Genomic DNA, 21179 nt, shown 5'->3' on the forward strand with positions numbered 1-21179 from the left:
CCGCGAAACGCATGGTCGTTAATGTTCGGGCGACGTGCGTGCGTCGCGCCGAGGGGAGACGTCCGGATGAAGCCCGCCCGCATCGCCGTCATCGCCGTCGCCGCCATATCCGCGATCGGGCTGGCGCTCGTGGTGCGCGCCATGGTCGCCGGCGGCGAGCCGACCGCCAGCGCCGTCGCCGCCGTGGACGCCGCCCCGATGGCCAAGGTGCTGGTCGCCGCCCGCGACCTTCAGCCGGGCCAGCGTCTGACCGACCAGGACCTGGCGTGGAAGGACTGGGCGGTGGCGGACGTCAATCCGGCCTTCATCACCGACGGCTCCGTGCCGATCCCGCAACAGGCCGCCGCCGAAGCCGCCAAGGCCGAGGCCGACGAGGAGGCCTCGTCCGCGGTCGATGCGGGCGAACGGGCCGCCCAGCGCGTGGCGCGCGCCGCCGAGGCGCTGAGCGGCGGCGGGGCCAAGGCCGACTTCATCGGCGCGGTGGTGCGCGAGCCCATCCTGGCCGGCGAGCCGATCGTAGGCCGCAAGATCGTCCGCGCCGGCGACAGCGGCTACATGGCCGCCTATCTGGAGCCGGGCATGCGGGCCATGGCCGTCAGCGTGACGGTCGAGACCGCCGCCGGCGGCTTCATCCTGCCCGGCGACAGGGTCGACGTGCTGCTGACCCGCGAGGTCACCCTGGGCAACGTCGGGACCCAGGAGGCCGACCGCAGCCGGTTCGCCTCCTCCACGGTGATGCAGAACGTGAAGGTCCTCGCTATCGACCAGACGACCCAGGCCGACGAGGACGAGCAGGCCGTGGTGGGCGCGACGGCGACGCTGGAGCTGAGCCCGCGCGACGCCGAGGCCCTGGCGCTGGCCAAGTCGGAGGGGGAGTTGTCGCTCGTGCTGCGCTCCTACGCCGACGCCGCCGGTCCCTCCGGGCGGGTCGCGGCGCCGCGCACGGAAAGCTCGGCGGTCCGGATTCATCGCGGCGACGACGTCGAGACGGTGGTGGTGCAATGATGCGGACCCTTCGAACCCGTTCAGGCGCGCTGGCGATCGCCGCCGCCCTGGCGCTGACCGCCGCTTCGACGTCCTGGGCGCCGGCCCAGGCCCAGTCCGTGCGTGTGGCGATGGGCGCCGAGACCCAGTCCCTGAATCTGCCGCGCGGCCGGTCGGCGGCGATCGACCTGCCGACCGATGCGCGCGACGTGATCGTGTCGAACCCCGCCGTCGCCGAGGCCGTCCTGCACTCGCCGCGCCGCATCACGGTGATCGGGCTCGCGCCCGGCGAGACCGACGCGGTTTTCCTGGACGCGACGGGACGGGCCATCCTGAGCCTGCGCGTGCGGGTGGACACGGGCGTCGGGGCGCTCAGCGACACCATCGCCCGGGTGGTCCCAGGCGCCGACGTGCGCGTCGAGGCGGTCAACGAGAGCATCATCTTGACCGGAACCGTCGCCAGCCCGGGCGAGTCCGACCGCGTGGCCCAGATCGCGCGGCAGTTCGTGGCCCAGCCCGAGCGTGTCCTCAACATGCTGAGCATCACCGGCTCGGACCAGGTCATGGTCAAGGCCCGGGTGATCGAGGTGCAGCGCACCGTGATCAAGCAGCTCGGCGTCGACCTCAACGCCATCCTGGACGCCGGCGACGGTCTAGAGCTGGCCCAGACCGCGACCTTCGGCGTCGCCGGCAACCAGCTCGGCGGCGGCTCGCTGGGGTACTCGGACGGCACGGGCGAGGGCCTGACCGGCACCTTGCGCGCCTTCGAGCGGGTCGGGCTGATTCGGACGCTGGCGGACACCAACCTGACGTCGGTCAACGGCGAGAACGCCGAGTTCCTGGCCGGGGGCGAGTTCCCGGTCCCGGTCGGCCGCGACCGCGACGGCAACGTCACCATCGAGTTCAAGCCCTACGGCGTGCGGCTGGCCTTCCGCCCGGTGGTCCTGTCGGAAGGACGCATCTCGCTTCAGCTGTCGACCGAGGTGTCGGAGCTGTCGGCCGAAGGGGCGTTCACCCTGGGCGGCACGGGCGAGAACGCGCTGATCATTCCCGGCCTGACGGTGCGGCGCGCCTCCAACACCATCGAGCTGCCGTCCGGCGGGGCCCTGATGATCGGGGGCCTGCTGCGGGAGGACACGCGCCAGAACATCGACCAGCTGCCGGGACTGGGCGAGCTGCCGGTGCTGGGCGCCCTGTTCCGCTCGCGCGACTACGAAAGCGGACAGACGGAGCTGGTGATCATCGTCGAGGCCTATGTGGTGAACCCCACCTCTCCGAACCGGCTGCAGACGCCGGCGGACGGCCTGCGGATCGCCGGCGACGTGCAGACCCTGCTCTTCGGGCAGCTGAACCAGGTGTACGGCGCCCCCGCGGCGCCGACGGGCGCGCCCGCCACGTCGTGGCAGGGCCCGGTGGGCTATGTGATCGAGTGAGGCCGACGATGACGATCCGCACCCTCGCAGCCGCCGCCCTCGTTCTGAGCCTGGGCGCCTGCGCCACCGCCCCCGCGCTGGAGCCGGAGCCCCTGAACCCCACGTCCCGCTGGACGCTGCAGGTCCAGCCGAGCGCCGATCAGATCGCGCTGGCGGTTCGCGAAGGCGCCCTGTCGCCGAACCAGGCCTCGGCGCTGGACGCCCTGGTGGGCCGCTATCGGGCGCGCGGCGTCTCGACGGTCAACATCGACGCCCCCTCGGGCGAGGACGCCGCCGCCGCGCGCACCGCGTGGAACGTGCGCGACGCGCTGATGGCCCGGGGCCTGCCGTCCGAGGCGATCCGGCTGGCCAGCTACCCCGCGCCGGACCCCCGCGCGCCGGTCGTGGTCGGCTTCCAGACCGTGGAGGCGGTCGTGCCCGCCTGCGGCCGGGCCTGGGGCGACCTGACCCAGAACACCGCCAACCGCACGCCGTCGAACTTCGGCTGCGCCATCACGGCCAACATGGCCGCGCAGATCGCCGACCCGCGCGACATCGTCCAGCCCCGCGCCATGCCGCTGGCCGACTCCCACCGCGCGGTGGTGGTCTTCGACAACTACCGGCAAGGCCGGCAGACCTCCGCACCGCAAGAAGAACTCGTAAGCGGCCGCGTCACCCAGGCCGTGGAGTAGACATGAACGCCTTCGCCCCGTCCCCGCACGACGAGTTCGAGGACGATCTGGACCTGGAGTTCGCGCCCCAGTCGGGCGCGCCGCTCACCCCTGCCGCGTCGCCGGTCCATGGCGGCGGGCCGCTGCAGTTCACCGCGCCGGCGCAGCCGCAGCCTTTCGGCGGTCCCCCCGAGACGCCGGGGGCCCAGCCCCGGGTCCAGGCCCAGCCTCCGGCCACCGTCGCCCAGCCCGCGCCGCCCATGGCGACCGCCGAGCCCTTCAATCCGGTCGGCGACATGATCGCGGGGGCCAACATGGCCCTGGCCGAGGTGTCGGTGCCGCGTATCGCCATCCACGTCTTCGCAGAGCGCCAGGACACCCTGGCCGCCGCCGACCGGGCCGGACAGGACCGACGGCTGTCGCGCGCCACGACCACCATTCGCGTCGGCGGCGTCAACGCGGCCATCGACACCTATCAGCACGAGCCGACCCCGCCCCTGGTGATCGTCGAGCACACCGGCGATCCGCGCACGCTGCTCTACGACATCGACCGGCTGGCCGAGGTCTGCGACGCGGGCACCAAGGTGGTCATCATCGGCGCCACCAACGACATCATCCTGTTCCGCGAGCTGATGCGGCGCGGCGTGTCGGAGTATCTGGTCGCGCCGCTGCACCCGCTGCAGCTGATCTCGGCCATCGGCGGCCTGTTCAACGACCCGGCCCAGCCGTTCGTCGGCCGCTCCATCGCCTTCGTCGGCGCGCGCGGCGGGTCGGGCGCCAGCGCGGTCGCCCACAACACCGCCTACGCCCTGTCGGAGCGGATCGGCGCCAACACGGTCATCGTCGACTACGACCTGCCGTTCGGCACGGCCGGGCTGGACTTCAACCAGGATCCGATCAACGGCGTCGCCGACGCCCTGTCGCAGCCCGACCGGCTGGACCCCGTGCTGCTGGACCGGATGATGGTCCGCTGCACCGACAAGCTCAGCCTGTTCGCCGCCCCGGCCACGCTGGACGCCGACTACGAGATCACGCCGGAGGCCTTCGAGGAGGTCACAACGCGCATCCGCTCCACCGCCCCGTTCGTGGTGCTGGACATGCCGCACACCTGGTCACGCTGGGTGCGGCGGACGCTGATCTCCGCCGACGAGGTGGTCGTGGTGGCGACGCCGGACCTGGCGTCGCTGCGCAACGCCAAGAACATGATCGACCTGCTGCGGCAGAACCGGCCGAACGACGCGCCCCCGCGCCTGGTGCTGAACCAGGTCGGCATGCCGGGCCGGCCTGAGATTCCCGCCAAGGACTTCGGCGCGGCCCTGGGCGTCCACCCGGCCCTGACCATCCCGTTCGAGCCGAAGGTCTTCGGCGCCGCCGCCAACAACGGCCAGATGATCCTGGACGCCGCCGCCAAGTCGAAGGCCTCGGAGGCCTTCCAGGTGCTGGCCCAGATCGTCTCCCGCCGCGAGCTTCCCGCGCTGTCCGCGCCCAAGGCCGCGGAGAAGTCGGGGGGGAAGTCGATGTTCGCCGGCCTTTTCAAGAAGAAGGGCGGCTGACGCGTGTTCGGAAAGCGCACCTCCCAGCCCGGCCTCGGCGTCGGCCTCGGCCCGGGGCCGGTGATCGACCAGACGCCGGTGAGCCGGGCCCCGGCCGAGCCGCCCCAGCCGGCGCAGGGCGTGCAGACCCAGGCGTTCGCCTTCGACGCAGCGGAGCCGATCGCGAAGGAGCCCGCCCAGCCCCTGTTCACCGCCCAGCCGGGGGCCGAGCGCCTCGACGCCCTCGCCGCGGCCCCTCCTCCGCCCAAGCCCAGGCCTGAGCCGGAAACGCAGCGACGCGGCCCGGGCCCCAAGGCGACGCCCGCCTTCGAACAGCTGAAGAAGGCGCAGGCGGTCACCGAGATCGTCCGCGAGCAGAGCGACTACTACCACGCCACGAAGACGACGATCTTCAACGCCCTGATGAACACGATCGACCTGGCCCAGCTGGCCCAGCTCGATCCCAAGGCCGCCGCCGAGGAGATCCGCGACATCGTCGCCGAGCTGGTGGCGATCAAGAACGTCTCCATGTCGGTGGCCGAGCAGGAGCACCTGGTCCAGGACATCGTCAACGACGTGCTGGGCTACGGGCCGCTGGAGCCGCTGCTCAGCCGCGACGACATCGCCGACATCATGGTCAACGGCGCGGGCCGCGTCTTCATCGAGGTTGGCGGCAAGGTGCAGCTGACCAATGTGCGATTCCGCGACAACGGCCAGCTGATGAACATCTGCCAGCGCATCGTGTCCCAGGTGGGCCGGCGCGTGGACGAGAGCTCCCCGATCTGCGACGCCCGCCTGCCCGACGGCAGCCGCGTCAACGTCATCGCCCCGCCGCTGGCCATCGACGGCCCGACGCTGACGATCCGGAAGTTCAAGAAAGACAAGCTGACGATGAAGAACCTGGTGGAGTACGGCTCCATCAGTCCCGAGGGCGCGCGGGTCCTCGGCGTCATCGGCGCCTCGCGATGCAATCTGGTCATCTCGGGCGGCACCGGCTCGGGCAAGACCACCCTTCTGAACACCCTGACGGCCTTCATCGACCCGACCGAGCGGGTCATCACCTGCGAGGACGCGGCGGAGCTTCAGCTGCAGCAGCCGCACGTCGTGCGCCTGGAGACCCGCCCGCCGAACCTGGAGGGCCAGGGCCAGATCACCATGCGCGATCTGGTCAAGAACTGCCTGCGGATGCGCCCCGAGCGCATCATCGTCGGCGAGGTGCGCGGCCCCGAGGCCTTCGACCTGCTCCAGGCCATGAACACCGGCCACGACGGCTCGATGGGCACGCTGCACGCCAACAGCCCGCGCGAGGCCATCAGCCGGATGGAGTCCATGATCACCATGGGCGGCTACGGCCTGCCGTCCAAGACCATCCGCGAGATGATCGTCGGCTCGGTCGACGTCATCATCCAGGCCGCGCGCCTGCGCGACGGCTCGCGCCGCATCACCCACATCACCGAGGTGGTGGGCCTGGAAGGCGACGTGATCGTCACCCAGGACCTGTTCGTCTACGAGATCACCGGCGAGGACGAGAACGGCAAGATCATCGGCCGCCACCGCTCGACCGGCATCGCCCGGCCGCGCTTCTGGGACCGGGCGCGCTACTACGGGCTGGAGCGGGAACTCGCCGAAGCGCTGGACGCGGCGGAGTAGGCCATGCTGCTTCCCGTCATCGCCGCCATCCTGGCCTTCATCACCATCGGCGGCCTGGGCTGGGCCTTCGTCGGGGGCGATGACTCCAGCGCCGAGGCCCTGAAGCGGGCCAAGACGATCCAGGCCGGCAAGCAGGCCAACCCGGCCGGCCGGCGGGCGACCCAGGCGAACACGCCGGAGGCGCGGCGCAAGCAGATCATGCTGCAGCTGCGCGAGGCCGACCGGCGCGAACGCAAGGCGCGGATGACGCTCAGCGCGCGCATGGCCCAGGCGGGGCTGACGCCGAACCTGCGCATGTTCTGGATCCTCAGCGGCGTGGCGGCGGTGCTGGGCCTGCTGCTGCCGCTGATGCTGGGCGCGCCGCCGCTGATCGCGCTCGGCCTGACGTTCGTCGCCGGCTTCGGCCTGCCGCGCTGGGTGCTCGGCTTCATGGCCAAGAGCCGGATGAAGAAGTTCTCCGGCGAATTCGCCAACGCGGTCGACGTGATCGTGCGCGGCATCAAGTCGGGCCTGCCGGTCCACGACTGCTTCAAGATCATCGCGCGAGAGAGCCCGGCTCCGCTGGGGCCCGAGTTCCAGCGGCTGGTCGAGGCGGTGGGCGTCGGCATGACGCTCGGGCAGGCGCTGGACAAGATGTACGAGCGCATGCCGGCGCCGGAGCTGCGTTTCCTGTCCATCGTCATGGCCATCCAGCAGAAGACCGGCGGCAATCTGGCGGAGGCGCTCGGCAACCTGACCGTCGTCCTACGCGCCCGCCGGATGATGCGCGAGAAGATCAAGGCGCTGTCGTCCGAGGCCATCTCGTCGGCCGGGATCATCGGCTCGCTGCCGCTGGTCGTGATGGGCCTCGTGATGGTGGCCTCGCCCGACTACATGGGCCGGATGTTCACCGATCCGCGCGGCCACATCATGCTGATGGGCTCGGCCGTGTGGATGGGCATGGGCGTGCTGGTCATGAAGAAGATGATCGCGTTCAAGATCTGACGCCATGATCAACGACCTGTCAGACCTGATCATGGACAAGGGCAACTGGCTCGCCGCGGGCGTCGCCGTCGCCACCTTCCTGACCGTGCTGACCCTCACCAGCGGATGGTTGAGCGGGGCCAGCCTCGAGAAGCGCATGAAGTCGGTCGCCGGCCGGCGCGAGGAGCTGCGCCGCCGCTCGCGGGAGGCCATCGCCACCCAGGGCGGCCTTCGCCAGGCGGACGACGGCTTCAAGAAACGCATCGTCGACCAGCTGAACCTGCAGAAGCTGCTCGAAGACCCGAAGGTGGCCGAAAAGCTGATGCAGGCGGGCCTGCGCGGACCGCGTCCGCTGACCACCTTCTACTTCTTCCGCTTCGCCTCGCCGTTCGTGCTGATGGCGCTCAGCTTCCTCTATCTGACGTTCGTCAACGACTTCGGGCTGGTGGGCTTTCAGAAGCTGACGGCGGTGGTGGTGTTCTTCGCCATCGGCTTCTACGCGCCGAACATCTATGTCTCGAACCGCATCTCGAAGCGGCGCGCCTCGATCGTGGCGGCCTTTCCGGACTCGCTGGACCTGCTGCTGATCTGCGTGGAGTCCGGCATGTCGATCGAGGCGGCGATCAACAAGGTCAGCCAGGAGGTCGGCGGGTCGTCGATCGAGCTCGCCGAGGAGCTGTCGCTGCTGGCGGCGGAGCTGAGCTACCTGCCCGAACGACGCCTGGCCTACGAAGGCCTGTCCAAGCGCACCGCCCACCCGGGCATCAAGGCGGTGACGACCGCCATGGTCCAGGCCGAGCAGTACGGCACGCCGCTCGGCGCCGCGCTGCGCGTGATGGCCAAGGAGAACCGGGACCTGCGCCTCTCGGCCGCCGAGAAGAAGGCCGCCGCCCTGCCCGCCCAGCTGACCGTGCCGATGATCCTGTTCTTCCTGCCGGTGCTGTTCGTCGTGATCCTGGGCCCCGCGATCATCAACATCATGGACACGATGGGCTGAGCCCCTCGCCGCCCTCAGTCGGGGGCGTGCGCCCGGCAGAACTCGTCGGCGCAGGCCTCGATGTGGGCGCGCAGGCGCTCGGGCTCCATCGGCGGCAGGCACATCGAGGCGCGCATGTGCGCCTCCGCCTTCACCGCCCCCAGGAACCGCCAGGCCGCGCCCTCGGGATCCTTCACCGCGAGACGCCCGCGCTCGGTCTCCAGACGCAACAGGCCGGCGAAGCGGTCCTTCGTGGACAGCACCGCCGTTTCGAAGAACAGCTCCGCGACCCGGGGCGCGCGGGCGCACTCGGCCACGATGATGCGGTGCATGCTCATCGCCTTGTCGCCCAGCACCAGGCCCACGAACTGTTCGGCGATGGCGATCAGGGTGTCACGGACGGGCGTCGCGGGATCGGGCGCAAACGAAGGGGGCATGACCACCGCGTTGCATTCGTGGTTCAGCACCGCCCGGAACAGGGCGTCCTTGTCCGGGAAGCGTGAATAGATCGTCGCCTTGGACACGCCGGCGGCCTGCGCCACCGCATCAAGGCTCGCCGCCTCGAAACCCCGCTCCATGAACAGTTCGCCGGCCGCCACCAGGATGGCCTCGTCCTTGGAGGCGTCGCGCGGCCGTCCGCGTCGGGGGGGAAGATTGCCGTCAGACATTTCAGACGCAACAGTACACGAATTATGCGAGCATAGCCAGATCAGACGCTTAACGCGTCCCATAGGCCTTCAGGAACACGTCCGTGGCCGCGCGGGCGCGATGCTCCACGGTCTCCGCCAGCGGCGTCGGCTCCACGCCCAAAGAGATCTGGAAGCTGCTGTAACCTTGAAGCAAACCCAAGAACTGGTCGGCGGCCAGGTCCAGGTCGTCGATCGCCAGCTCGCCGCGCTCCACCCCGCGCCTGAAGATCGCCTTCAGGTTCTCGAACGTCTTGCCCGGACCGGCGTCGTAGAAGGCCCGGGCGAGCTCCGGCGTGCGGCGCAGCTCGCCCGCCAGGGCCGCGTAGAAGTCCATGGCCGGCCCTGAGAACAAATAGGCCATCAGTCCGCGCCCGAAGGTCTCGAGCACCTCGCGGATCGGGCCGTCCGCCGCGAGCGTGGCCGACCCCTGGATCGTCTCCAGCCGCTCCATCTCGCGACGGATGGCGGTGCGGAACAGGGCGTGCTTGTCGGCGAAATGCTTGTAGGCGGTGACCTTGGACACTCCCGCGGCGGCGGCGATCGTCTCCATGCTCACCGCCTGCACGCCCCGTTCGAGGAACAGCGCCCAGCCGTGCTTCAGCAGCGCCTCCGCCTTCTCCGCGTCCACCCTGCGACCTTTTGGTCGTCCCGTCTCGCTCAAGACCGATTGCTCTCGAATATGAACGTGAACGTTCACGTATACCAAGACGCGGCGGAAGTCCGCTTGACATACTGAACCGGTCAGTATTTAAATACGTCCAGTACCCCAGCTTACCTCGTCGCGCCCCTCCCGGCGCAAGCCCAGCCGCGGATCAGAGGATTCCGAGGATGAGATCGGTCGCGCTCAAAATGCTGCTCGGCGACAGCGCCAAGTATCTGGCGCTCGTGTTCGGCGTGGCCTTCGCCTCGCTGCTGATGAGCCAGCAGGTGTCGATCTTCGTGGGCCTGATGACCCGCACGGCCAATCAGGTGCTGGACATCCGCGAGGCCGACGTCTGGGTGATGGACCCTCGCGTGCGCTACGTCGACGAGGTCGAGCCGATCCCGGACGACTCGCTCGGCCGTGTCCGGTCGGTGGAGGGGGTCGAATGGGCCGCGCCGCTCTACAAGGGCCTGGCGATCTTCCGCACCCGCGACGGCCTGATCAACCAAGTGAGCCTGGTCGGCGTCGACGACGAGACCCTGATCGGCGCGCCGCGCGAGTGGCTGAAGGGCGATCTGGAGTCGCTGCGCACCCCCGGCGGCATCGTCTTCGACAAGGAGGGCGCGCAGCTGATCTGGCCGGACTCCGATCCGCTGGACAAGGTGGGCGTGGAGGCCGAGATCAACGATCGGCGCGTGGTCGTCACCGGCGTCGCCGACGCCTCGCCGCCCTTCATCACCTTTCCCATCGCCTATGTCCGCTATTCCGAGGCGATGGCCCTGACGCCGCCGCAGCGGAACAAGCTGTCCTTCGTCCTGGTCCGCGCCCGCGACGGCGAGGACCCCAAGGCGCTGGCCGAGCGCATCTCGGCGCAAACGGGGCTTCAGGCGCTGACCTGGGACCAGTTCGCCTGGCGCAGCGTCCAGTACTATCTGACGCGGACGGGCATCCCGGTGAACTTCGGCATCACGGTGATGCTGGGCTTCATCGTCGGCGCGGCGGTCACGGCCCAGACCTTCTACCTGTTCGTGATCGAGAACCTGCGCCAGTTCGGCGCGCTGAAGGCCATCGGGGCCACCAACCGCCAGATCACCGGCATGGTGCTGCTCCAGGCCGGCGTCGTGGGTTTGATGGGCTACGGCCTGGGCATGGGCGGGTCGGCGCTCTTCTTCACCCTGGTCCGGGGCGGCGCGGCGCTGGAGGACTTCTACATGCCCTGGCAGGTGCTGGTCGGCACCGGCCTGGTGGTCTTCGTCATCATTCTGGTGTCGGTGCTCGGAAGCCTGCTGAAGGTGTTCCGCGTCGACCCGGCCATCGTCTTCCGGGGGTGATCGCCATGACCGCCGTCACCGCGCGCCACATCGACATGGCCTTCGGCTCGAACGGGCTGATGACCCAGGTGCTGTTCGACGTGAACCTGGAGGTCGAGCAGGGCAAGCTGACCATGCTGGTCGGCCCGTCCGGATGCGGCAAGACCACGCTGCTCTCCATCCTGTCGGGCACGCTGAAGCCCACCGGCGGCGAGGTGGAGGTGATGGGCAACGTCATCACCCGGATGAGGGACGCCGAGAAGGTGATCCTGCGCCGCCGCCGGATCGGCTTCATCTTCCAGCAGTACAACCTCCTGCCCGCCCTGACCGCCGCCGAGAACGCGGCCATGGCCCTGGTCGCCGACGGGATGCCGCTGAAGCAGGCGGCCGAGAAGGCGCGCGCGGTGCTCGAGACGCTGGGTATGGGCCCGCACGCCGACAAGCTGCCGCGCATGCTGTCGGGCGGCCAGCAGCAGCGCGTGGCGATCGCCCGCGCCATCGTCCACGAGCCGGACCTCGTCGTCTGCGACGAGCCCACCGCCGCGCTCGACGCCGAGACGGGCCGCCAGGTCATGGAGCTGCTCAAGGAGGCCGCCGCCGGCCCCGGCCGCGCCGTCCTGGTCGTGACCCACGACAACCGCATCTACCGCTACGCCGACCGGATCGTCGCCATGGAGGACGGCCGGATCGTCGGGGACAGCCGAGAAGGCACGCTGCCGGAGGGAATCCATGCCCACTAACCGCCGCCAACACATCCAGCGCCTGGTCCTGCCGGTCATCGCCGGCGGGTGCCTGATCTTCGCCGTGACGACCGTGATCCGGCCGGAGCGCACCCGCGCCGATCCGCCGGCCCGGCCGCCCGCGAGCGCATACGCCTCGGCCGTGGCGGGCGTGGGCACGGTCGAGCCGCAGTCCGAACTGATCTCGGTCGCCGCCGAGATCCCGGGCGTGGTCCGCAACGTGCTGGTGCAGCCCGGCGACCGGGTCAGCCAGGGCCAGCCCCTGTTCCAGCTCGACGCCCGCGCGGCCCGCGCCGCCCTGGCCGCGGCCCAGGCCGACGCGGCCTCCGCCGAAGCCGCAGCCCGCCAGGCCGAGGTGGCGCTGGCGGACGAGCGTCAGCGCCTGTCGCTGTTCGAGGCGGTGGACGATCCGCGCGCCCTGTCCGCCGACGAGCTGCAGCGCCGCCGCTTCGCCGTGCGCCGCGCCGAGGCGGCGGCCGCCCAGGCCCGCGCCTCGGCCGAGGCCGCCCGCGCCCAGGCGCGCGCCCGCGCCGTCGACCTGGAACGTCTGACGGTCGCCGCGCCGATCACCGGGCGCGTCTTCCGCGTCGACGTGCGGCCCGGGGAGTACGCCGCCGCCGGCGCGACCGCCCAGCCGCTGGTCGCCATAGGCGAGGACGCGCGCCTGCACGTGCGCGCCGAGTTCGACGAGGCCGACGCCGGTCGCCTGCGCACCGACGGCCGCGCCTATGGCGTGCTGCGCGGCCAGCCGAGGCGACGCATCCCCCTGACCTTCGTGCGGGTCGAGCCGCAGGTGGTCGAGAAGCGGGCCCTGGCCGGCGGCTCCGAACGCGTCGACACCCGCGTGGTGGAGGCCATCTACAGCTTCGATCCGGCCTCGGTGAACGCCTACCTGGGCCAACGGATGGACGTGTTCGTCGAGGCCGCGGCCTCGCCCACCCAGGCCGCCCTCGACGCGGAGGGGCGAGGGTCATGATCCGCAACCTGCTGATGCTGGGGGTCGCCGCCCTGGCCCTGTCCGGCTGCGCCGGCGCCCCCCTGGCCGAATCGACGCCGGACGCCGCGCCGATCGCCTGGACCGAGGCCGCCCTGCCCGCCGTCGAACCGGCGACCGATCGCTGGTGGACGGCCGTCGGCGATCCCGTGCTGGACCGGATCGTGGATCAGGCCGGCGCGACCTCGGAGGTGCGACTGGCGGAGGCGCGGCTGTTCGAGGCCCAGGCCCGGCTGGGGGCCGCCCGCGCCGCGCTGGCGCCCCAGATCTCCGGCCAGGGCACGGCCGAACGCGAAGCCGTCGACGACCTCGACCAGAACACCTTCCAGGCGCTAGTGGCGTTCAGTCTCGATCCCGACCTGAACGGCGCGGTCCGCACGCGGGCGCTGGCCGAACGTCTCCGCGCCGAAGGCCAGGCCGCGCGGGTCGAGGCGGCGCGCCTGAACGCCCGCGCCACCGCGGTGCACCTCTACGCCGCCTATCGCGAGGCCGAGGCCCGCGCCGCCGCGGGCGACCGCGCCGTCGAGGCGCTTGATCAGTCGCTCAGGCTCGCCGACGAGCGCGAGCGGGCCGGCCTGACGTCCGGGCTCGACGCCGCCTCGGCGCGCGCCGCGCTGGCGTCGGCCCGCGCCCGACCGATCGCGGCCCGTCAGGCGGCCGACGAGGCGCGCCTGGGACTGGAGGCCCTGCTCGGGCTCAATCCTGGCGCCCTGGTTGAGACGCTGGCACGACCGACCACGGAGCCCCTGGGCGCTCCCGCCGTGCGGGCGCTGGCCGCCCCCGCCTCGGTGCTCGCGCGCCGTCCGGACCTGCGCGCCGCCGAGCTGGAGCTGATCGCGTCCGGCGCCGATGCGTCGGCGGCGCGACGCGACTTCTGGCCGACTCTGTCGCTCAGCGCCGCCCTGGGCGGGCAGGAGGTCGATCCGGAGACGCCCTTCACCGCCTCGGGCTTCCTGACCCAACTCGCCGCCGGGCTGACCGCGCCCCTGTTCACCTTCGGCCGGCTGGAAAGCGCCCGCGACGCCGCCGACGCGCGCGCCGCCCAGGCCGAAATCGCCTATCGCCAGGCAGCCGTGGACGCCCTGTCGGAGGTGGAGACCGCGCTGGTCGCCCTCGCCTCGGCGGAGGCGCGAACCGCCACGCTGGAGGAGGCCGCGCGCGCGGCGCGGGATCAGGCGCGGCTGGCGGACCGCAGATACCGCGCCGGCGTCTCCCCCTTCCTGGAGGTGCTGACGGCCCAGCGGGCGGCCGCCGACGCCGAGGCCGAGCTGGCCTCGGCCCGGGGCGCCGCGCTGACCGCCTTCGCCCGGCTGAACGCGGCGACAGGACTGGGCGCTCAGGCCTGATCGGCCCAGCGGCCCAACGGGCGTATCATCGGCCTCTGATTCGTCGTCCGAGGTCCCCATGAGCGCCGCAGCGAGCCGCTTCCGCCTCGATCCCCTGCCGATCGTGATCGCGGCCGGGTTCGCCCTGGCCGCCGCCGCCCTGGCCTGGCCCGCCTTCCGGGAGGCGCGCTTCTCGGCGGCCGGGATGCTGCTGATCTGCGCCGCCGCCGCCGTCTGTCTGATCGGCGTGCTGGTCTTCGTGCGCAATCCGGCGCGGCGGCCCCTGGAGGACGCGGTGATCGACGTGCTCGACGCGATGGGCGAACCCGCGGCCCTGGTCTGGGCCTCGGGACAGGTGCTCGCCTTCAACGCCGCCTGGGTCGCCGCCAACGGCGCCCAGACCAGCCTCCCCCGGCCCAAGTCGCCCCAGGCCCTCTACATGGCCTTCGCGCAGGCCCGGCAGGGCCAGCAGGGTCGGGCGATCCTGGCGGTCGGCGAGCGCGAGGTGGAGGTGCTGATCACCCAGGCCGGCGAAGGACGCTTCCTGGTGCGCGAGGCGCCGGACGCTCCGTTGCCCGTCCCGACCGTGGCCGCGCATCCGGCGCGGGTCAACGGCGACGCCCGCGCCATGGCGGCCGGCGCGCCGTTCGGCTCGGCGGTCATCGCAGGCGCGGACCTCTTCGCCGGACGGGTGTCCGAGGCCAACGAGGCGCTGTCGGTCCTGACCGGTCCCGGCGCCGCGCGCGACGCCGCCTTCGGCCATCTGTTCGAACCCAACGGGGTCAAGGCCGCGCGCGAGGCGCTGGAGCGCGGCTCGTCGGGCCCGATCGAGCTGACCGCCCGCGCCCACCCGGACCGGGCGCTGCATCTGTACGTCGCGCCCGAGGGCGACCAGCGTCGCATCTGGCTGTTCGACGTCACCGGCCAGAAGTCCATGGAGCTGCAGCTGTCGCAGGCCCAGAAGATGCAGGCGGTCGGCCAGCTGGCGGGCGGCGTGGCCCACGACTTCAACAACCTCTTGACCGCCATCCAGCTGCAGCTCTCGGGGCTTCTGGAACGCCACCCCGTCGGCGATCCGTCCTACGAGGGGCTGAACGAGATCCGCCAGACCGCGCACCGGGCCGCCGACCTGGTCCGCAAGCTGCTGGCCTTCTCGCGCAAGTCGACGGTGCGCCGAGAGCGGCTGGACCTCGGCGAGCTGGTCGGCGAGTTCGCCGTGCTGCTGCGCCGCCTGCTGCGCGAGGACGTGCGGCTGGAGACCGACTACGGCCGCGACCTGCCGCCGGTGCTGGCCGACAAGAGCCAGCTGGAGACCGCGGTCATGAACCTGGCGGTCAACGCCCGCGACGCCATGCGCGGCGTGGTGGCGCCGGGCGCCGGGGTGGTCACCATACGCACGCGGCGGCTGGGCCGGGATGAGGCGCGTTCGCTCGGGTGGCTGGACGCCCCCACGGACGAGGTGGCGCTGATCGAGGTCGCCGACACCGGACCGGGCGTGCCGCCCGAGATCATCGACAAGATCTTCGAGCCCTTCTTCACGACCAAGGCGGTGAACGAGGGCACCGGCATGGGCCTGGCCACCGTCTACGGCATCGTCGAGCAGGCGGGCGGGCACATCAACGTGGCCAATCAGGAGGGGGCCGGCGCGGTCTTCCGCATCTTCCTGCCGGCCGCCGGAGACGCCGAGCTCGCCGAGGCGGCGCCGGTCGAGGTCAAGACCGCCAAGGCGCCGCGCGACCTTTCCGGGGCCGGCCGCATCCTGTTCGTCGAGGACGAGGCCGCCGTGCGCGGCATCGCCGCGCGGCTGCTGCGTCAGCGCGGCTACGAGGTCATCGAGGCCGCCGACGGCGAGGAGGCCCTGGCGCTGGCCGAAGCCCACGCGGGCCAGATCGACATGCTGATCTCCGACGTCATCATGCCGGGGCTGGACGGTCCCAGCCTGCTCAAGAAGGCCCGACCGTATCTGGGCGACGCGCCGGTGATGTTCATCTCCGGCTATGCGGAGAGCGACTTCTCCGACCTCCTGGCCGACGAAGTCGGCGTGTCGTTCCTGCCCAAGCCGCTGGACATCAAGACCCTGGCCGAGCGCGTGAAGCAGGAGCTTCGCGCCGCCTGAGCGCTTCGTAACTTGCGGAGCGCTCCGGGTCGGGCTCCTATCGCCGCCGCATGCGAGGAGGACCTGTCATGATCGATCGCCGCCGCCTTCTGATGACCGCCGCCGCGGGTGCCGGGCTGGCCGCCTCGGGCGCGCCCGTGCCGGCCGCCGCGTCCCAGGACGCGGGCGCCGGACTGCACGCCCTGATGGACGCCATCGTCCAGAAGCAGCTGATGACGTCGCCGGAGACGCTGACCAGCCTGGGCCTCGACAAGGGGGCCGCGGCGCCCATGAAGGCGCGCCTTGACGACCGCTCCGCCGCCAAGCTCGAGGCGGACAAGGCGGATTTCAGAGCCTCCATGACCCAGCTGAAGGCGCTCGATCGGACGGCCATGTCCGCCCAGGACCAGGTCTATTTCGACACGCTGGAGTTCTTCGGCGACACCGTGCTGTCGGGCTATGAGATCCCCTACGGCGGTGGCTTCTTCCCCTCGCCCTACGTGGTCAGCCAGCTGACCGGTTCGTACCAGGCGATTCCGGACTTCCTGGACAGCCAGCACTCCATCGAGACGCGCGAGGACGCCGAGGCCTATCTGTCGCGCGTCGCGGCCTTCGCCGTGGCGCTCGACCAGGAGACCGATCGCATGCGGGCCGAGATGGCGCGCGGCGCGGTCCCGCCCGACTTCGTCATCGACAAGACCCTGACTCAGCTCGCCGCCCTGACCGACACGCCGGCGGCGGAGTCGGTGCTGTCGCGTTCCGTGGCCCGCCGCGCGGGCGAGGCGAACATCGATGGAGACTGGGGCGCGCGCGCCGCCGCCATCGTGGCGGCCGACGTCTATCCGGCGCTCGAGCGTCAGGCCGCCGCCCTGCGCGAGGCGCGTCCGAACGCCACCCACGACGCGGGCGTCTGGCGGTTGCCCCAGGGCGACGCCTACTACGATTTCGGCCTGCGCTACTTCACGACCTCGACCATGTCGGCCGACGAGATCCATCAGCTTGGCCTGGACCAGATCGCCGAGCTGTCGGACCGCGCGGACCAGGCGCTGCGCCGCCTCGGCATGACGCAGGGCACGGTGGGCGAACGGATCGCCGCTCTGGGCCGGGACCCGGCCCAGCTCTATCCCAACACCGACGAGGGCAAGGCCCAGCTTCTGGCCGACCTGAACGCCCAGATGGCGGACATGGACCGTCGGCTGCCGGAATACTTCGGCCGCATCCCGACCTCGCCGGTCGAGATCAAGCGCGTGCCGGTCACGATCGAAGCGGGCGCGCCCGGCGGCTACTACCAGAGCCCCACCCTCGACGGCTCGCGGCCGGGCGCCTATTACATCAACCTGCGCGACACCGCCGAGTGGCCGCGCTTCACCCTTCCGACCCTGACCTATCACGAGGCGTCGCCGGGGCATCACCACCAGATCGCGCTGCAGCAGGAGCGGCCCGACACGCCGCTGCTGATGAAGGTGCTGGGCTTCTCGGCCTACTCCGAGGGCTGGGGGCTCTATGCCGAGCAACTGGCCGACGAAATGGGGGTCTATGCCGACAACCCGGCCGGCGAGGTCGGCTATCTGCAGTCGCTGATGTTCCGCGCGGCGCGCCTGGTGGTCGACACCGGCCTGCATTCGAAGCGCTGGAGCCGCGAACAGGGCATCCGCTACATGGTCGACACCCTGGGCGACCAGGAGTCCAGCATCGCCACCGAGGTCGAGCGCTACTGCGTCTGGCCGGGTCAGGCCTGCAGCTACAAGGTCGGCCATGTCAGGTGGGTGGCGCTGCGCGAGGCGGCGAAGGCCCGGCTCGGCGACCGCTTCGACATCAAGGGCTTCCATGACACCGGCCTGAACGCCGGGGGCGTGCCGCTGACGGTGCTGGAGCGGGTCATCAACGACTGGGTCGCGGCGCGCGCGGCCTGAGAGGAGACGTCATGACCATCGACCGACGCCGCCTGCTGGCGACCGCCGCCGGCGCGGCCGCCCTGTCCGCCCTGCCCGCCGCCGCCCAGTCCGACCGCGACACGGCGCTGAACACGCTGATGGCCGCCTGGTTCGAGCAGGACCTGGACGACAATCCGGAGAGCGCCACCAACCTCGGTCTCGACAGGGGCGCGAACGCGGGCCGCGCCTCCCGGCTGTCGGACCGCTCCCCGGCCGGCTGGCGGGCGGAGCGGGCGCAGGCGGTCGAGCGGCTGGCGGCGCTTCGGGCCTTCGACCAGGCGGGCCTCAGCGACGACGGGCGGCTGAACTACGACGTCGCCCTGTTCCGGGCGGAATCGGCGGCGGGCGGCGCGGCGTTCGACTACGGCGCCGTGGTCAGCGGCGGGCGCATGGGACCCTATGTGGTCAGCCAGCTGGCCGGCGCCTACTTCAACGTGCCGGACTTCATGGACACCCAGCACCGGGTGGAGGACCGCGACGGCGCCGAGGCCTTCCTCGCGCGCCTCTCGCAGTTCGGCCCGGCGCTGGACGGCGAGACCGCCCGGATCCAGGCCGACGCCGCCCGGGGCGTGATCCCGCCCGACTTCACGCTGGACCTGACCACCGGACAGCTCAACGCCCTCGCCGCCCAGCCGGGCGCGCAGATGGCGATGATCCGCTCGCTGGCCCGCAAGGCCGAGGCGGCGGGTCTGACCGGCTATGCGGAGCGCGCCGCGGCGCTGGTCGAGACGGAGGTCAAGCCCGCCCTGGCCCGCGAGGTCGCCGCCCTGGAGGCGCTGAAGCCCTCCGCCGCGCATGACGCGGGGGTCTGGCGCCTGCCGGACGGGGAGGCGCTCTACGCCCATACGCTGAAGGCCTGGACGACGACGACGCTGAGCGCGGCCGAGATCCACGACATCGGCGTCGAACAGGTGGCCGAGATCAGCGCGGAGATCGACACCATCCTGCGCGCCCAGGGGCTGACCCAGGGCACGACCGGCGAGCGGATCGACGCCCTGAACAAGGATCCGGCGCAGCTCTGGCCGAACACCGACGCGGGCAAGGAGGCTCTGATCGAGAGCCTGAACGCCCAGGTGCGCGCGCTCGACCCGCTGTTGCCCCGGGTGTTCGGTCGGCTGCCGCGAACCGGGGTGGAGGTGCGTCGCGTGCCCCCGGCGATCGAGAACGGCGCGCCGGGCGGCTACTACCAGGGACCGCCGCTCGACGGCTCGCGGCCGGGCGCCTATTACATCAACCTCAGGGACACGGCGAACTGGCCCAAATTCAGCCTGCCGACCCTGACCTATCACGAAGCGTCGCCGGGCCATCACCTGCAGGTGGCGCTGCAGCGGGAGTCGACGCACCTGCCCGAGTGGCGACGCGCCAACGGCTTCTCGGCCTACAACGAGGGCTGGGCGCTGTACGCCGAGGCGGTCGCCGCCGACGATCTCGGCGTCTACGCCGAGGACCCGCTGGGACGGCTGGGCTTCCTGATGTCCTACCTGTTCCGGGCCGTGCGTCTGGTGGTGGACACCGGCCTTCACGACAAGCGCTGGAGCCGCGAGCGCGCGGTCGAGTACATGGTGGCGTCGGGGGCCAAGCCGGTCGGCTCGGCCAACAACGAGATCAACCGCTACACGGTGATGCCGGGCCAGGCCTGCTCCTACAAGATCGGCCATACGGTGATCGCCCGGCTGCGAGCCGAGGCGGCGGCGCGCGCCGGCTTCGACCTCAGCGCCTTCCATGATCGCGTGCTCGCCACCGGCTCGGTGCCGCTGGCCGTGCTGGAGCGGCGCATGCGGGCCTGACCAGGACCCGGGCTGATCGAGGGGGGCCGTCGCGCGGGTCGCGGCGGCTCTTTTCGCATTTCGACTGAACGCTTCCGCGCCCGAGGCCTTGATCACGAGGGGCGGCGTCACGAACTCGATACTTGACGTTGACGTAAACGTAGGGTTCTTGGCCCCGAGCCTGAAAACCGTCCTGATTGGAGATCAGCCCAATGACCGACGCCTACATCTACGACGCCGTGCGCACCCCGCGCGGCAAGGGCAAGAAGGACGGCTCGCTGCACGAGATCACAGCCCTGTCGCTGGCGACCCAGGTGCTGGAGGCGCTGCGCGATCGCAACGGGCTGGACACCTCAAAGGTGGACGACGTCATCCTGGGCTGCGTCTCGCCGGTGGGCGAGCAGGGCGCCGACATCGCCCGCACCGCCGTGCTGAACGCGGGCTGGGCCCAGACCACGGCGGGCGTCCAGATCAACCGCTTCTGCGCCTCCGGCCTGGAGGCCGTGAACATGGCGGCGGCCAAGGTGAAGTCCGGCGAGGCCGACTTCGCCGTCGGCGGCGGCGTGGAAGCCATGAGCCGCGTGCCGATGGGCTCGGACGGCGGGGCCTGGCCGGTCGATCCGTCTTCGGCCTTCCCGACCTATTTCGTGCCCCAGGGCGTGTCGGCCGACATGATCGCCTCAAAGTGGGGCTTCTCCCGCGACGACGTCGACGCCTATGCGGTCGAGAGCCACAAGCGGTCGGCCAGATCCTGGGCCGAGGGCCGGTTCAACAAGTCGGTCGTGCCGGTCAAGGACCAGCTGGGCCTGACCATCCTGGACCATGACGAGACGATCCGTCCGAACACGGACATGCAGACGCTGGGCGCGCTGAACCCGTCCTTCGCCATGATGGGCGAGATGGCCTTCGACGCCGTGATCAACCAGCGCTACCCCGAGGTCGAGCGGGTCAACCACGTCCACACGCCGGGCAACAGCTCGGGCATCGTCGATGGATCGGCGGGCGTGCTGATCGGCAGCCTCGAGGCCGGCAAGGCGCTGGGCCTGAAGCCGCGCGCCAGGATCCGGGGCGCCGCCTCGATCGGGTCGGAGCCTTCGATCATGCTGACCGGGCCCGAGTTCGTGGCCAACAAGCTGCTCGGCAAGCTGGGCATGTCCAAGTCGGACATCGACCTGTGGGAGCTGAACGAGGCCTTCGCCGCCGTGGTGCTGCGCTTCATGCAGGCGCTCGATATCCCGCACGATAAGATCAACGTCTGCGGCGGCGCCATCGCCATGGGCCATCCGCTCGGCGCCACCGGCGCCATGATCACCGGCGTGGTGCTGGACGAGCTGGAGCGGTCCGACAAGGAGACCGCCCTGATCACCCTGTGCATCGGCGGCGGCATGGGCACCGCCACGGTGATCGAGCGGGTTTGATGTTCGCAATGCTCCCCCGTTGGGCGAGCTGTCAGCGAAGCTGACTGAGGGGGCCGGCCCCGAACGCCGGCGTCTGC

General features: G+C 71.3%; 16 protein-coding genes and 1 pseudogene. 15 read left to right on the top strand and 2 right to left on the bottom strand.

Annotation, left to right across the window (positions count from 1 at the left end; all coding sequences use genetic code 11):
- The first annotated feature begins 66 nt into the window (after positions 1-66).
- From cpaB to ACFFGE_RS11300, 7 genes and pseudogenes are all read left to right on the top strand, one after another.
- On the top strand, positions 67-1005 hold the full coding sequence (cpaB, locus tag ACFFGE_RS11270; protein WP_376836498.1) for a Flp pilus assembly protein CpaB: 939 nt from the start codon (positions 67-69) through the stop codon (positions 1003-1005).
- Positions 1005-2417 (top strand): type II and III secretion system protein family protein, encoded by a 1413-nt coding sequence (locus ACFFGE_RS11275; RefSeq protein WP_376836499.1) that lies wholly within the window; start codon positions 1005-1007, stop codon positions 2415-2417. The genes cpaB and ACFFGE_RS11275 overlap by 1 nt, the downstream gene beginning before the upstream one ends.
- An 8-nt stretch (positions 2418-2425) precedes the next feature.
- Positions 2426-3088: a CpaD family pilus assembly protein gene (locus tag ACFFGE_RS11280; RefSeq protein WP_376836500.1), complete on the top strand. Its 663-nt coding sequence runs from the start codon at positions 2426-2428 to the stop codon at positions 3086-3088.
- Between the two features lie 2 nt (positions 3089-3090).
- On the top strand, positions 3091-4620 hold the full coding sequence (locus ACFFGE_RS11285) for a CpaE/TadZ family protein (RefSeq protein WP_376836501.1): 1530 nt from the start codon (positions 3091-3093) through the stop codon (positions 4618-4620).
- Between the two features lie 179 nt (positions 4621-4799).
- Positions 4800-6249 (top strand): annotated as a pseudogene (locus ACFFGE_RS11290) (TadA family conjugal transfer-associated ATPase); the annotation flags it as partial.
- Between the two features lie 6 nt (positions 6250-6255).
- Positions 6256-7233 (top strand): type II secretion system F family protein, encoded by a 978-nt coding sequence (locus ACFFGE_RS11295; RefSeq protein WP_376836732.1) that lies wholly within the window; start codon positions 6256-6258, stop codon positions 7231-7233.
- 4 nt (positions 7234-7237) lie between these two features.
- Entirely contained in the window at positions 7238-8209 is a 972-nt protein-coding gene (locus ACFFGE_RS11300; RefSeq protein WP_376836502.1) for a type II secretion system F family protein, read from the top strand.
- Between the two features lie 14 nt (positions 8210-8223).
- Here the strand turns inward: ACFFGE_RS11300 and ACFFGE_RS11305 are convergent, their stop codons facing one another.
- On the bottom strand, positions 8224-8856 hold the full coding sequence (locus ACFFGE_RS11305) for a TetR/AcrR family transcriptional regulator (RefSeq protein WP_376836503.1): 633 nt from the start codon (positions 8854-8856) through the stop codon (positions 8224-8226).
- Positions 8857-8905: 49 nt separating this feature from the next.
- Entirely contained in the window at positions 8906-9505 is a 600-nt protein-coding gene (locus tag ACFFGE_RS11310; protein ID WP_376836504.1) for a TetR/AcrR family transcriptional regulator, read from the bottom strand.
- Positions 9506-9705: 200 nt separating this feature from the next.
- On the opposite strand from ACFFGE_RS11310, the gene ACFFGE_RS11315 reads away from it, so the two are divergent.
- The 8 genes from ACFFGE_RS11315 (at position 9706) to ACFFGE_RS11350 (ending at position 21102) form a co-directional block, all read left to right on the top strand.
- Positions 9706-10851 carry an ABC transporter permease gene (locus ACFFGE_RS11315; RefSeq protein ID WP_376836505.1) on the top strand — a complete coding sequence of 382 codons (1146 nt, stop codon included), beginning with the start codon at positions 9706-9708 and terminating at the stop codon, positions 10849-10851.
- A 5-nt stretch (positions 10852-10856) separates the two neighbouring features.
- The gene (locus tag ACFFGE_RS11320) at positions 10857-11570 is read left to right on the top strand and encodes an ABC transporter ATP-binding protein (RefSeq protein WP_376836506.1); all 714 of its coding nucleotides are present in this window, start codon (positions 10857-10859) and stop codon (positions 11568-11570) included.
- Positions 11560-12546: an efflux RND transporter periplasmic adaptor subunit gene (locus ACFFGE_RS11325; protein ID WP_376836507.1), complete on the top strand. Its 987-nt coding sequence runs from the start codon at positions 11560-11562 to the stop codon at positions 12544-12546. The genes ACFFGE_RS11320 and ACFFGE_RS11325 overlap by 11 nt, the downstream gene beginning before the upstream one ends.
- Complete coding sequence (locus ACFFGE_RS11330) at positions 12543-13910, top strand: efflux transporter outer membrane subunit (RefSeq protein ID WP_376836508.1); 1368 nt, start codon at positions 12543-12545, stop codon at positions 13908-13910. The genes ACFFGE_RS11325 and ACFFGE_RS11330 overlap by 4 nt, the downstream gene beginning before the upstream one ends.
- Positions 13911-13968: 58 nt before the next feature.
- Positions 13969-16005: a cell cycle histidine kinase CckA gene (gene cckA / locus ACFFGE_RS11335; protein WP_376836509.1), complete on the top strand. Its 2037-nt coding sequence runs from the start codon at positions 13969-13971 to the stop codon at positions 16003-16005.
- A gap of 68 nt (positions 16006-16073) precedes the next feature.
- Positions 16074-17897, top strand: coding sequence for a DUF885 domain-containing protein (locus ACFFGE_RS11340; protein WP_376836510.1), 1824 nt, complete (start codon positions 16074-16076; stop codon positions 17895-17897).
- Between the two features lie 11 nt (positions 17898-17908).
- Positions 17909-19705 (top strand): DUF885 domain-containing protein, encoded by a 1797-nt coding sequence (locus ACFFGE_RS11345; RefSeq protein WP_376836511.1) that lies wholly within the window; start codon positions 17909-17911, stop codon positions 19703-19705.
- A gap of 191 nt (positions 19706-19896) precedes the next feature.
- Positions 19897-21102 carry an acetyl-CoA C-acetyltransferase gene (locus tag ACFFGE_RS11350; protein ID WP_376836512.1) on the top strand — a complete coding sequence of 402 codons (1206 nt, stop codon included), beginning with the start codon at positions 19897-19899 and terminating at the stop codon, positions 21100-21102.
- The last annotated feature ends 77 nt before the right edge of the window (positions 21103-21179 follow it).

It is taken from the genome of Brevundimonas balnearis (assembly GCF_042434805.1).
Lineage (GTDB): Bacteria > Pseudomonadota > Alphaproteobacteria > Caulobacterales > Caulobacteraceae > Brevundimonas > Brevundimonas balnearis.

Bases quoted from the DNA above. Each gene is read 5' to 3' on its own strand.
- ACFFGE_RS11320 (WP_376836506.1), top strand. From the start codon at position 10,857: ATGACCGCCGTCACCGCGCGCCACATCGACATGGCCTTCGGCTCGAAC.
- ACFFGE_RS11285 (WP_376836501.1), top strand. From the start codon at position 3,091: ATGAACGCCTTCGCCCCGTCCCCGCACGACGAGTTCGAGGACGATCTG.
- ACFFGE_RS11340 (WP_376836510.1), top strand. From the start codon at position 16,074: ATGATCGATCGCCGCCGCCTTCTGATGACCGCCGCCGCGGGTGCCGGG.
- ACFFGE_RS11300 (WP_376836502.1), top strand. From the start codon at position 7,238: ATGATCAACGACCTGTCAGACCTGATCATGGACAAGGGCAACTGGCTC.
- ACFFGE_RS11345 (WP_376836511.1), top strand. From the start codon at position 17,909: ATGACCATCGACCGACGCCGCCTGCTGGCGACCGCCGCCGGCGCGGCC.
- cckA (WP_376836509.1), top strand. From the start codon at position 13,969: ATGAGCGCCGCAGCGAGCCGCTTCCGCCTCGATCCCCTGCCGATCGTG.
- ACFFGE_RS11315 (WP_376836505.1), top strand. From the start codon at position 9,706: ATGAGATCGGTCGCGCTCAAAATGCTGCTCGGCGACAGCGCCAAGTAT.
- ACFFGE_RS11305 (WP_376836503.1), bottom strand. From the start codon at position 8,856: ATGTCTGACGGCAATCTTCCCCCCCGACGCGGACGGCCGCGCGACGCC.
- ACFFGE_RS11330 (WP_376836508.1), top strand. From the start codon at position 12,543: ATGATCCGCAACCTGCTGATGCTGGGGGTCGCCGCCCTGGCCCTGTCC.
- ACFFGE_RS11325 (WP_376836507.1), top strand. From the start codon at position 11,560: ATGCCCACTAACCGCCGCCAACACATCCAGCGCCTGGTCCTGCCGGTC.
- ACFFGE_RS11280 (WP_376836500.1), top strand. From the start codon at position 2,426: ATGACGATCCGCACCCTCGCAGCCGCCGCCCTCGTTCTGAGCCTGGGC.
- ACFFGE_RS11275 (WP_376836499.1), top strand. From the start codon at position 1,005: ATGCGGACCCTTCGAACCCGTTCAGGCGCGCTGGCGATCGCCGCCGCC.
- cpaB (WP_376836498.1), top strand. From the start codon at position 67: ATGAAGCCCGCCCGCATCGCCGTCATCGCCGTCGCCGCCATATCCGCG.
- ACFFGE_RS11350 (WP_376836512.1), top strand. From the start codon at position 19,897: ATGACCGACGCCTACATCTACGACGCCGTGCGCACCCCGCGCGGCAAG.